The organism is Actinospineispora spinosispora DSM 44797 (genome assembly GCF_000429025.1).
Taxonomy (GTDB): domain Bacteria; phylum Actinomycetota; class Actinomycetes; order Mycobacteriales; family Pseudonocardiaceae; genus Pseudonocardia; species Pseudonocardia spinosispora.
In genome coordinates, this window is sequence record NZ_AUBB01000024.1 from 1 (window position 1) to 11,486 (window position 11,486).

Annotated in this window: 10 protein-coding genes; 4 read left to right on the plus strand and 6 right to left on the minus strand. The window is 70.1% G+C overall.

The features are described from left to right. The 3 genes from G406_RS45900 to G406_RS0109910 form a co-directional block, all read right to left on the minus strand. A partial coding sequence (locus G406_RS45900; RefSeq protein WP_037075945.1) for a hypothetical protein occupies window positions 1-200 on the minus strand: 200 nt, incomplete at its 3' end. Between the two features lie 210 nt (window positions 201-410). Beyond that, window positions 411-2,084, minus strand: coding sequence for an FAD-dependent oxidoreductase (locus G406_RS45905; RefSeq protein WP_037075947.1), 1,674 nt, complete (start codon window positions 2,082-2,084; stop codon window positions 411-413). Beyond that, window positions 2,081-2,479, minus strand: a complete 399-nt coding sequence (locus tag G406_RS0109910; RefSeq protein WP_028933703.1) for a nuclear transport factor 2 family protein — start codon at window positions 2,477-2,479, stop codon at window positions 2,081-2,083. Before G406_RS0109910 ends, G406_RS45905 begins: the two co-directional genes overlap by 4 nt. 195 nt (window positions 2,480-2,674) lie before the next feature. Between G406_RS0109910 and G406_RS0109915 the strand changes: the two genes are divergently transcribed. Genes G406_RS0109915 through G406_RS0109930 form a run of 4 tightly spaced genes read left to right on the plus strand, consistent with a single transcriptional unit; the run spans window position 2,675 to window position 6,872 of the window. Then, a complete protein-coding gene (locus G406_RS0109915) occupies window positions 2,675-3,955 on the plus strand; it encodes an amidase (RefSeq protein ID WP_051341893.1) in 1,281 nt (426 codons plus the stop codon). Between the two features lie 28 nt (window positions 3,956-3,983). Beyond that, window positions 3,984-4,865 (plus strand): nitrilase family protein, encoded by an 882-nt coding sequence (locus G406_RS0109920; protein WP_028933705.1) that lies wholly within the window; start codon window positions 3,984-3,986, stop codon window positions 4,863-4,865. 12 nt (window positions 4,866-4,877) lie between these two features. Continuing rightward, window positions 4,878-6,065, plus strand: a complete 1,188-nt coding sequence (locus G406_RS0109925) for a hypothetical protein (RefSeq protein WP_051341894.1) — start codon at window positions 4,878-4,880, stop codon at window positions 6,063-6,065. 18 nt (window positions 6,066-6,083) lie between these two features. Further along, on the plus strand, window positions 6,084-6,872 hold the full coding sequence (locus G406_RS0109930; protein WP_028933707.1) for an alpha/beta fold hydrolase: 789 nt from the start codon (window positions 6,084-6,086) through the stop codon (window positions 6,870-6,872). A gap of 137 nt (window positions 6,873-7,009) precedes the next feature. Here the strand turns inward: G406_RS0109930 and G406_RS0109935 are convergent, their stop codons facing one another. From G406_RS0109935 to G406_RS53825, 3 genes are read right to left on the minus strand one after another with little or no spacing between them, the layout of a single operon-like run. Further along, the gene (locus G406_RS0109935) at window positions 7,010-7,663 is read right to left on the minus strand and encodes a response regulator (protein ID WP_037075948.1); all 654 of its coding nucleotides are present in this window, start codon (window positions 7,661-7,663) and stop codon (window positions 7,010-7,012) included. Then, window positions 7,660-9,558: a hybrid sensor histidine kinase/response regulator gene (locus G406_RS53820; RefSeq protein ID WP_051341895.1), complete on the minus strand. Its 1,899-nt coding sequence runs from the start codon at window positions 9,556-9,558 to the stop codon at window positions 7,660-7,662. The genes G406_RS0109935 and G406_RS53820 overlap by 4 nt, the downstream gene beginning before the upstream one ends. Next, complete coding sequence (locus G406_RS53825) at window positions 9,555-11,456, minus strand: hybrid sensor histidine kinase/response regulator (protein WP_051341896.1); 1,902 nt, start codon at window positions 11,454-11,456, stop codon at window positions 9,555-9,557. Before G406_RS53825 ends, G406_RS53820 begins: the two co-directional genes overlap by 4 nt. Window positions 11,457-11,486: the final 30 nt, after the last annotated feature.

Sequence of the window (11,486 nt, forward strand, 5' to 3'; positions counted from 1 at the left end):
GCGGCTTTGGCGACGACTCCGCGTTCGGCGAACTCGCCTTCGGCGTCTAGGCGGGAGATGAGGTACAGCTCGTTGTAGCGGGAGCGGCGTTGGATGTGGTGGCGTTCGTATTGCAGTCGGTCGATCAGTTCTTGACCCGCGCACGCGTGCAACGCCGAGACCCCGTTTGGGGTGTCGGTGTGGAGCACGGTTTCGGTCATAACCCTATGGTCTCAGGGGGGTCTGACAGTTTTGCAGCAAAATCCGGGGTTCGAGCGAAGAAAGTTTTAGAGAAGTTGAAGCCCCGGAGGTTGCGTCGCCGACGTACCCGGCGACGGTCCCCGACCCGCGAGCCAAAGGCGCAGGCTGGGTGCCTGCTGACTGGCTGTTGTTGCTGTTTAAAGATTGTTACTGCAAACAAATTCATTCTGTTAGTGGCCGGCGCGGCAATGGTGTGCGGCGATGTAGCCGAACGTGGCCCCTGTGGATATGGAAGCGCCGGGACCGGGATACGTGTGGCCCATGACGGTGGCGGCGCAGGTCCCGGCGGCGTACAACCCGGGGATCACGGACCCGGACGTGTCCAGGACGCGGGCGTTCGAATCGGTCACCAGGCCGCCGGTCGTGCCGACGTCGCCGGGATAGCAGGGCACCGCGTAGAACGGCGCGGCCTCGATCGTGCCGAGTGCCGGATTCGGCACGGTGCGAGGGTCGGCCAGGTAGCGGTCGTAGGCGCTGTCGCCTCGATGGAAGTCCTCGTCCACGCCGCGTACGGCCATGTCGTTGAAGCGGGACACCGTCGTGCGAAGACCGGGAGGGTCGATGCCGCACGCCGTGGCCAGGCCCTCCAGGGTCTCCGAACGGCGCAGGTAGCCCTGGCGGATCAGGGTGCGAGGGGTCAGCCCGGCGATCATGTCGCCGAGGCCGTAGCGGCGTCGGTGGCGCGAGTCCAGCACGAGCCACGCCGGTATCGAGGGCACGGAACGGTTGCGGTGGTACAGCGCCTGGCCGAACCGGGCGTAGTCCACGGACTCGTTGACGAACCGCTGGCCGCTCGAGTCGACGACGATGCTGTGCGGCAGGCAGCGGTCGTACAGGTGCATCTCGCGGGTGCCGTCGGGGCGCACCGAGGTGCCCATCCAGATTGCCTCGTCCATCAGGTCCACCGCGCCACCCACGGCCTGACCGGCGAGGATGCCGTCACCCATGTCGCCGGGGCCGGCAAGCGTCCAGGCCGTGCTCGCCGGCGCGGGCCCGTACTGCTTGCGCATGACGTCGTTGTGGCTGAAGCCGCCGCTGGCCAGCAGGACCGCACCGCAGCGGATCGTCGCGGCGGTGCCGTCGGGTAGCGCCAGCGCCGCGCCGGTCACCGCGGTGCCGTCGTGCACCAGTTCGGTGAGCGCGACCTCCGTGTGCACCGGAATGTCACGCTGGACCAGCGCGTGCAGCAGGCTGCCCATCAGGCCGGCGCCCAGCCCGTCGGGGCGTCGCCCGCGCAGCCGGCCGCCGAGCGCCCGACCGGCGATGCGGCCGACCGTGGTGACACCCGCGCGGGTGCGGGTCACGACGTTCGCCGCCGCGACCTCCTCCATGTGGATCGGTACGCCGGGGAACAGGTTGCGTCTGCGCAGCAACGGGCGCCACGGGCCGAGGCGGTTCAGGTCGAACGTGGCCATTCGCACCGAACGGCCCTGCGCCAGGCCGCCGGGGTGCTCGGGGTAGTAGTCGCTGTAGCCGGTGCATCGCCGCAGGTCCAGGCCCTGGGTGCGCAGGAACGTCAGCATCTTCGGGCCGTGGGAGAGGAATGCTTCGCGGCGCGCCACCGAGGACGGCGGCGTCGGATCGCCCAGCACCGCGTCCAGGTACGCGCGGGACAGCTCGGCCGAGTCGGGGACGCCCTCCTCGCGCTGCAGCGGGTTGTTCGGCACCCACAGCAGCCCGCCGGACATGGCGCTGTTGCCGCCGATCAGCGCGGTCTTCTCGATCACAACCGGACGCAGGCCGCGCGCGTGCGCGGTCAGTGCCGCCACCGCCCCGCTGACCCCGGAACCGACGATCAGCAGGTCCGCCTCGGCCGGTACCGGCCGGTCCCCTGGCGAGATCATGCGCGCGGGACGGCGAGCGAGCGCGCGGTGTGCGCGAAGATCGACAGCTGGGCGATCCTGCCGTTCTCGATGTCCGCTCGCTCGATCAGCTCCACGAGTTCGCCGGTGTGTTTGTCCGGCAGCCCGATGGTCGTGTAGACGGTGTTGCCGTCGGCGTGGATCTCGCCGACGACGAGCCCGGCAAGGTCGGCGTGCGGGGCCATCGCGGCCAGCAGCGCGGCGAAGCCCTCGCTGCCTCGGTAGTCGCCGCCGTAGGGCAGGAAGTCCGGCTCGCTCACCACGACGTCATCGGTGAAATACGAGGTCAGCGCTGCCATGTCGCCGCGAAGCGCGGCGTCGTAGAAGTCACGCAGGAGTGCGCGGTTCTGCTCGGTCAGCGTCTGCGTCGACGTCATGCTGCACTCCAGGAGAGAAGCGGGTACTTACTAGCTAAAGCACGCTATTGCCCGGCCCGGGCACGGGTCAAGACATCCGAACGGTCTTGACAAGCGGCCGCGGTGGTGGCTTTGATTGCCCAAACGTTTGGGCGCCGAAAGTGTGAACGGCCGCGCGAGATACCCAAACGATTGGGCTCATCGAGGAGGTCAGTGATGGCGACCGTTGCCGAGTGGGGTGGACAGCTGCGGGCAGGCACGGTGTCGGTCGAGTCGCTCGTCGAGGACGCCCTCGCGGCCGCCGACCGTGCCCAGGCCCTCAACGCGTTCGTCACCGTGGACGCCGACGGAGCACGGGCCGCCGCACGCACCGCGGCCGCGGAGCTCGCCGACGGCGTCGACCGGGGTCCGCTGCACGGCATCCCGGTAGTGGTGAAGGACATGCTCGACACCCGGGGGCTGCGCACGACGATGGGCTCGCGGCACTTCGCCGACCGGGTCCCGACCGAGGACGCCGAGCTGGTGCGCAGGCTGCGCGACGGCGGAGCGGTCGTCCTCGGCAAGACGACGACCCACGAGTTCGCCTACGGACCGACCGGTGACCGAAGCGCGAACGGTCCGGCGCGCAACCCGCACGACCCGGGCCGGATGTCCGGCGGGTCCAGCGCGGGCGCGGCCGTGGCGGTCGCCGCCGGTGTCGTCGGGCTGAGCATCGGCACCGACACCGGCGGCTCGGTGCGAGTGCCGGCCGCCTGCTGCGGCGTCGTCGGCTTCAAACCGACCCACGGCGTGCTCGACACCCGAGGCGCCTTTCCGCTGGCCCCGTCGCTGGACACGCTCGGGGTGCTGGCCGGCTCGGTCGCCGACTGCGCACTGTTCTGGCGGTTCATGACCGGCACCGCCGAGGCGTCCAGCACACCCGCGCCGCGCATCGGCTGGGTGTCACCGGAGCAGCTGCACCCGACCGATCCACGTGTCACCGACACCGCGCTCGGCATGCTGGCGCGGTTCGACAAGGCGGAGGTGCGGCTGCCGTTCGTCGAGGAGCTGCGCTGGTCCTACCGCGCCATCCAGAGCTGGGAGGCCACCGGCATCCACGCGCAGCGGATGGCCGACGCCCCGGAACTGTTCGACGCCGAGGTGCTCGCCAGGCTGCGCGACGCCGCCACCGTCACCCACGACGACTACGAACGAGCCGCGCGGCACCGCGACGCCGCGCACCGGGCGTTCGACCTGCTGTGGCAGCAGCACGACCTGCTCGCGCTGCCCACCGTCCCCATCACGGCGCCGCCGATCGGCGTCAGACAGCTGCCCCTCGGTGACACCACGATCGACGTGCGCGCGGCACTGCTGTCGCTGACCAGCCCGTTCAGCGTGCTAGGCCTGCCCGCGCTCAGCGTGCCGGCCGGGCTGGTCGACGGCCTGCCGGTCGGGCTGCAGCTCGTCGCACCGCGCGGCCAGGAACAGAAGCTCCTGAACTTCGCCGACCAGCTCTAGAACCAACCCAACGAAGGGAACCCGTTCGATGCCCACCAGCCTGATCGCCGCTGCAGCCGTCCAGTTCGACCCCCAGGTCGGACTGGAGAACCGCGACGCGAACCTGACCCGCACCGTCGAGCTGATCAACCAGGCGGCCGACGAAGGAGCGCGCCTCGTCGTGCTGCCCGAGCTGGCCACCACCGGCTACGGGTTCGAGACCAGGGACGAGGCGTACGCGCACGCCGAGCCGGTGCCGGACGGCCCGGCCGTGCAGGCCTGGATCCGGCTCGCCGAGCAACGCGACCTGTACATCGTCGGCGGCGTCGCCGAGTCCGACGGCGTCGACCTCTACGACACCGCGGTGCTGATCGGCCCGGACGGATTCATCGGCAAGTACCGCAAGACGCACCTGTGGAACCACGAGAAGCTGATCTTCGAGCCAGGCGACCTCGGTCTGCCGGTGTTCCACACCCGCATCGGCCGGATCGGCCTGCTGATCTGCTGGGACATCTGGTTCCCCGAGGTCGCCCGCATCCTCGCCGTGCAGGGCGCCGACCTGATCTGCAGCGTCAACAACTGGGTGTGGACCCCGCCGCCGCTGTTCGACGAGTCCGGCCGCTGCATGGCCGCGTACCTGACGATGACCGCCGCGCACGTCAACAACGTCCCGATCATCGCGGCCAACCGGGTCGGCAAGGAGCGCGGCGGCAGGTTCCTCGGCTGCTCGCTCATCGCGGGCAGCAACGGCTGGCCCCTCGGCGACGTCGCGTCCGCCGAGGACGACGCGATCGTGCACGCCGAGCTCGACGTCGTCGCGTCCCGGTCCGCGCTCATCTGGAACGACCTCAACGACCTAGCCAGGGACCGAAGGACCGACCTGTACGAGCCACTGCTGGGATATCGGCGCGGCGACGCGCTGCCGCGCTGAGCGGAGCCGACGATGACTCGTCGAACCGAGGAGATCGCCGGGACACCGACGGTGACCGCGTCCGCACTGACGGCCCGGCTGGCCGCCGCCACAGCGCTGGTTGGGGTCACCGCCCTGTCGGCCTGGCTGCTGGCCAGAGCCACCGGCTCGCTGCCGCACCTGCTGCCCGACTACGCGCAATGGCAGGACCAGGCGTATCGCACCGTCCCGCAGTTCCTGCGGTGGTGCCTCGGCGACCTGACCGAGGCACAGTTCTACAAGTCCGGGATCGGTGCGCTCGGGCTGCTCGCCGGCGCGTGGCTCGCCCACCGGGGCTGGCGGGCCGGCAAGCGGTGGGCCGGCTTCCCGATCTGCGGCGGCAGCGGGCTGTGGCCATGGGTGCTGGCATCGGCGTCGCTCGGGGTGCTGCTGTCGAACCTCGTGTGGGGCGCCTCGATACCGGCCACCGGCGCGTGGCAGCCGACGTTCGTGCCGTTCGTCTCGGTCCCGCCCGCGATCGTGCTGGTCTACGGCGCCGGGACGGCCGTGGCGCTCACCGGCGCCGTGCTCGGCGCGCTGCTGACCACACCGATCGCACTGCTGATCGTCAACCTGGTCTGCTACCCGCTGCACCTGCCCGCCGTCATCGGCAGCGTGACCAGCATGTGGATCGGCGCGCTGCTCGCGTTCGGTCTGTGCCGGCACCTGCCGTGGATGCGTCGTCCGGCACCCGCACCGGCGATGGCGGCCCCGGTGCATCACGGACCGGTCTGGGTGGTTCGCCGGGTGCTCGCCGACTTCACCGAAGCCCCGTTCTACGGAAACGAGCTGGCCACACTGGGGCTCGTGGCCGGCACGGTGCTGAGCTACCTGCTGAACCCGGCGACCCCCGCCTACGGCAGCGGTCTGCTCCCGGCGATGCTCACCGCGCAGACCCTCGCCGCGACCGTCGCCGTGCTGGTCTACCGCCGCTGCTGGGCCAGGCACGGCTGGTACCCGACGTTCGTGCCCGTCGTGTCGGTCGCCCCGGCCGCCGTGCTCGCCTACGGCGCGACCGTCCCGGCGATCGTGCTCGGCCCGGTGCTCGGCGCGCTCGCCGGACCCCCACTCGCGGCCGCCATCGCGCGGCGGCTGCCGGCGAGCCTTCCGCCGTTCATCGGCTGCGTCGCCGCCATGACGGTGTGCGGCCTGGCCATCCTCCCGCTCCTCGGCCTGCTGTAGAGAAAGGACTGTTCCCCCATGCCAGACATGCACTTCGACCGAGACGGCACGGTGCTCACCGCGACCCGACGAGACGGCGAGGGCCCGCCGCTGCTGCTCGTACCCGGGGTGATGGCGGACGCCGCGACCTGGCAGGCCGTCGTCGACGCGATCGACCTGCCCAACCCGGTGATCACGCTCAACCGTCGCGGCCGGGCCGGCAGCGGGCCGCTCGGTGACAGGTACTCGGTCCGGACCGAGATCTCCGACCTGCACCGGGTCATCGACGACCTCGGTGGGGAAGTCGAGCTGTTCGGGTGGAGCTACGGCGGGTTGATCGCGTTGGAGACCGCCGCCGAGCGGGGGGATGTGCGGTCGGTCGTCGCGTACGAGCCGGTGTCCGCTCCGTTCGCTCCGCATGCCGTTCCGTTGTTGCGGGAGGCGCTGGGACGCGGGGACCTCGATCGGGCCGTGGAGATCGTCAACCTGGACGTGTCGGGGTTCTCCCCGGAGTACGTGGCCGATCTGCGGCGGGAGCCGGTGTGGGCGGTCCTGCGGGAGCTTGCCGGGCCGTTGGCGCGGGAGCTGGCGGCGATCAACGACTTCCGGGTGGATGCGCAGCGGTATCGGGCTCTCGACCCGGTGCCGGTGACGTTGCTGCTGGGGGAGGTCAACGAGGGGCTTGCGCCCTACGGGACGGCGTTCTCGGTGTTCGCGGACGCCTTGCCGAAGGCCGAGGTGGTTCGGTTGGCGGGGGAGGGGCATCTCGCGCACGCGACCGCGCCGGGGGTGCTGGGTGCACAGGTAGCGGCCGCCGTGCGTGGCTGAGTTCGGAGATCCCGTGAGTGGCAAGTGGTCCTATAGCGCCACTCGCCACTCACGACCAAAATGCGGTCGTGAGTGGCGAGTGGTGCTACGCCTTCGGCGCCCCTTCGGGGTAGGACCACTTGCCACTCACGGGGCACTCACGTGAGGAGGCCTCTGCGGATTGCCGCTGCCACTGCTGCTGCTCTGTCGGAGACGCCCAGTTTGTCGTAGGCGTGTTGCAGGTGGGTTTTCACCGTTGCGACGCTGATGTGCAGTTCGGTGGCGATCGACTGGGCCGAGCCGCCGTCGGCCGCGAGGTTCAGGATGTCCAGCTCACGGCTCGTCAGCACCGGGCGGGGCTCGGCCTGCTGGGTGCGCAGCTCACCCGCGAGGCCGAGCTGCGCGCCGGGGGAGATGACGATGCCACCGCCCGCGATCTGCAGGATCGCGTCGGTGATGGTGTCCGAGGACGCGGCCTTCTCCAGATAGCCGCGGGCACCACCCGCGATCGCCCGGAAGACGCTTGCGCTGTCCACATAACCGGTGAGGATCACCGAGCGGGTCTCGATGCCCTCCCGGGTGATCGTCTCGACCAGCTCCAGCCCACCGAGGTCGGGCAGCTGCAGGTCGAGGATCGCGATGTCGGGCGGCGACTGACGTAACCGGCTCAACGCGGAACGGCCGTCCCCGACCGAGGACACCACCCGAATCCGCGGGTGGTCGTCCCAGAGCCGGACCAGTCCGTCCCGGTACACCGGGTGGTCGTCGGCGACCAGAACCCGGATCGGAGCGTCGGCTGGGTCGCTGTTCATGAGGGCGTCAGTGCCTTCCGTACCGCGAGTGCGAAGTTCAGAACGTCGAGCGGCTTCGTGAGGTAGTCGACGATGCCGGCCTCTTCGAGCTCGGCGATGCGACTCGGGTCGGCCTCCCCCGAGACGACGATGACCGGAATGGTACTGGTGCGTGGTTCCGACCGGAGCCGCCGCAGCACCTCCGCGCCGTCGGGCCCGGTGTCACCGTCGTCCAGGTTCAGGTCGAGCAGAACGAGCTCGGGCTGGTGCTGACGAGCCAGGCTCAACCCCAGCTCACCGCCCGCCGCCGCGAGCAGGCTCAGCCCGCCCATACGGTCGAGGATGTTCCCCACGAGCGCCCGGCTGGCCTCGGTGTCCTCGATGTAGAGCACCCTGGCCAGCCCCGGCCCGGTGCCGATCAGCTGCTCGGCGACCGAGTCGGGCAGCTCGTCGCCGGCAGCCGGCTCCTCGGCGAGCGGCAGCTCGAGGTAGAACGTGGACCCCTCGCCGGGTGCGGTGTGCAGGACGTCGACGCTTCCGCCCATCTCCTCGACCAACCGCCTGGTCAGCGCGTGCCGCAGCAGGCTGGCACCGGGCATCGGCCCGCTGTGCTCGAGCGTGGCGAACGGGGTGAACAGCCGGGCCGCGTCGTCCGGGTGGAAGCCGTGGCCGGTGTCGGTGACCAGGAACCGCAGGTGGTCGTCGACGACCTTGCACCGCACCCGGATCGCGCCGGCCGGCCGGTTGTGGGTGATCGCGTGGGACAGCATGTTGATCAATGCCTGCTTGAGCCGTCGCTGGTCGGCGCGCACGTAGCTGTGGAGCGCGCCGTGCAGGTCACTGGTCAGCTCGATGTCCTGCTCGTGCGCGATCGGACGCATCAGCTCCAACGCCTCGCGCAGCGGCACGGCGGCGTGCACCGGACCCAGCGCGAGCCCCGGCGCCCCCGCTTCGATCCAGCTGAGGTCGAGCACCTCGTTGACCAGTCGCAGCAGGTGCTCGCCCGCCTCCAGGATGTGCGTCACGTGAGCCGAGGCCGTGGACGGCAACGAACCCATCCGCAGCAGCTGACCGAACCCGATGACCGCGTTGAGCGGGGTGCGCAGCTCGTGGCTCATCCGGGACAGGAAGTCGCTCTTCGCCCGGTTCGCGCGTTCCGCCTCCTCCCGCGCCTGGCGGGTCTGGTTCGCGGTTCTCTTGCGGTCGGTGATGTCGGTCGAGATACCGCCGAGTGCCACCGGCCTGCCGTGATCGTCGAACAGCGGGAACTTGATCGTCAACATCGCGCGGTCGCCGTGCGGATCGACGCCGTCCATCCGGGGGAACGGCTCCTCGAACTCCATCGACCGCCCGGAGGCGATCACCCGCCGGTCGTTCGCCCGGTACACCCGCGCGGCCTCGGTGGGGAACAGCTCGTGATCGGTACAACCCAGCAGCGAGTCGGCCGGGCGGTCCAACCAGCTCTCGAAGAACCGGTTGACCACCAGGTAGCGTCCGGTCAGCGACTTGATGTACATGACGGCGGGCGCGTGGTCGACGAGGTCGCGCAGCTGCTTCACGGTTCCGCGCAGCTCGCGTTCCTTGCCGGTCATGTCCTCCAGCTGCAGCACCGAGTAGGCGCCGGCCGTCGGCAGGATGCGCACGTGCAACCGCATCGGGCGGTCGCCGCCCACGAGGACCAGGTGTCGGCCGTCCCTGCGTACGGCCGCGTCGAGGTCGTCACCGGCGGGCCACACGATCGGCAGCTCGCTGAGCTTGCGCCCGATGACGTCGTCGGGCGGGATGCCGAGAGCCGACGCGAAGGTGTCGCTCGCGGCGAACATTCCGGGGGAGTGCAGCAGCGCGGTGGGCAACGGTGCATATTTCAGGCTGAGCAGGATCAGCGAGAGTCTCTCGTTGTGGAGTCGTTGGTTCACGAACGCTCCTCCTCTGGCCGCAACGCGGTGCGGACGGCGAGCGCGAAAGCGAGGAGGTCGAGCGGTTTCGTGAGGTAGTCGGCGACTCCGGCGCGTCGCAGCTGTTCGATCCGGCCCGGACTCGCGTCGGCGGAGACGACGATCACCGGAATTCCGCTGGTGACCGGATCGGCACGCAGCAGGTCCAGCACCTCGGCGCCGTCCATGTCGGGCAGGTGCAGATCGAGCAGGATCAGCTCGGGCCGGTTCTGTCTGGCCAGTCGTACACCGCTGCTGCCCTTGGTAGCGGTCAGCACCGTGAGGCTGCCCATCCGCTCGATGATCTTCTCGACGAGTTCGATGTTGGCCTGGGTGTCCTCGATGTAGAGCACTGTCGCGGACTGGCCGGAGTCGGTGCCGAACGAGCCGGTCGCGCGCTGTGGCACCGGGTCGGGAGCCCGCGGCACCGCCACCGGTGACGTGCTGGACGGCAGGTCCACGAAGAAGGTCGAGCCGACCCCTGGCGTCGAACTCTGCACACCGACCGTGCCGCCCATCTGCTCGACGAGCTGGCGGGTCACCGCGAGCCCGAGCCCGCTGCCCTCCCTGACCGCGTTCTGGGGCTCCAGCCGGACGAACGGGGTGAACAACCGACCGACGTCGCGCCCGCTGATGCCCTGGCCGGTGTCGCTGATCAGGAACCGCAGATGTGCGCGGCCGACCTCGCAGCGCGCGCGTACCGTTCCGCCCGCGCGGTTGTACTTGATCGCGTTGGACAACAGGTTCAGCAGGACCTGGGTGAGCCGTCGGGGGTCAGCGAGCAGGTGGTGGCGCGACTCCGGCAGATCGGCGGTCAGCTCGACGCCCCGTTGCCGGGCGATCGGCTCGATCAGCTCGATCGCCTCGCTCAATGCTGAGGCGGCCGACACGGTGGCGAGGGTGGGTGCCGGCGCGGTCCCGTCACTCCAGCTCTCGTCGAGCACGTCATTGACCAGTCGAAGCAAGTGCTGGCCGGCATCGAGGACCCGTTGGACGTGCCCACGCTCCTCGGAGCCGAGCTCCTCCAGCCGCAACAGCGCGCCGAACCCGAGGATCGCATTGAGCGGGGTGCGCAGCTCGTGGCTCATCCGGGACAGGAACTCACCCTTCGCCCGGTTGGCGCGCTCCGCCTCGTCCCTCGCCTGACGAGCTTCCCGCTCCTCCCGTTTCCGGCGGCTGATGTCGGTGCAGATCGCCCCGACCGCATACGGTCTGCCACCGTCGTCGAGCAGCGGGAACTTGAGTGACAACCAGGCTCCGTCGGTGACGTCCGCGTCCGGACGGGCCGCGACGAACGGCTCCTCGACCTCCAACGCTCGACCGGTGCGCAGCACCTCAAGATCGTTGGCCCGGTACGCGTTGGCGGCGGCAGGCGGGAAGTGGACGAGGTCATCGGTGCCGATCACCTGTTCGGGCGGCAGGCCGAACACCGTCATCCACCCCTTGTTGACCATGAGCATTTCACCGTCGAGACCCTTGATGAACATCAAGGCCGGGAAGTTGTCCACCAGCTCCAACAGCCGGTTCGCGGTGCCCCGGAACTCCTCCTCCCAACCGGACAGGTCCTCGAACTGCACCACCACGTGACTCTTCGCGGTCGGGACGACGGCGGCATGCAGCATCATCGAGCGGCCGTCCGGCAGGAGCACCCGGTGGCGGCCGCCGCCGCGGGTCACCGCGTCCAGATCGCCGTCGTCCGCAAGCTCCAGCGGCAGCTCGCTGAGCTGGCGGCGGAGCACGTTGTTCAGCGGTACGCCCAGCATCTCGGCGAAGCTGCCGCTGGCGACCTGGATTCCGTGCGGCCCGAGGAACGCGCTGGGTAGCGGGCTGAAGCGGCTGGAGAGTGCCGCGATGTCGAACGCCCCCGGCGGTCTGGCCACGATCTACGAGCCCCCTGTCGTCGGCCCGAC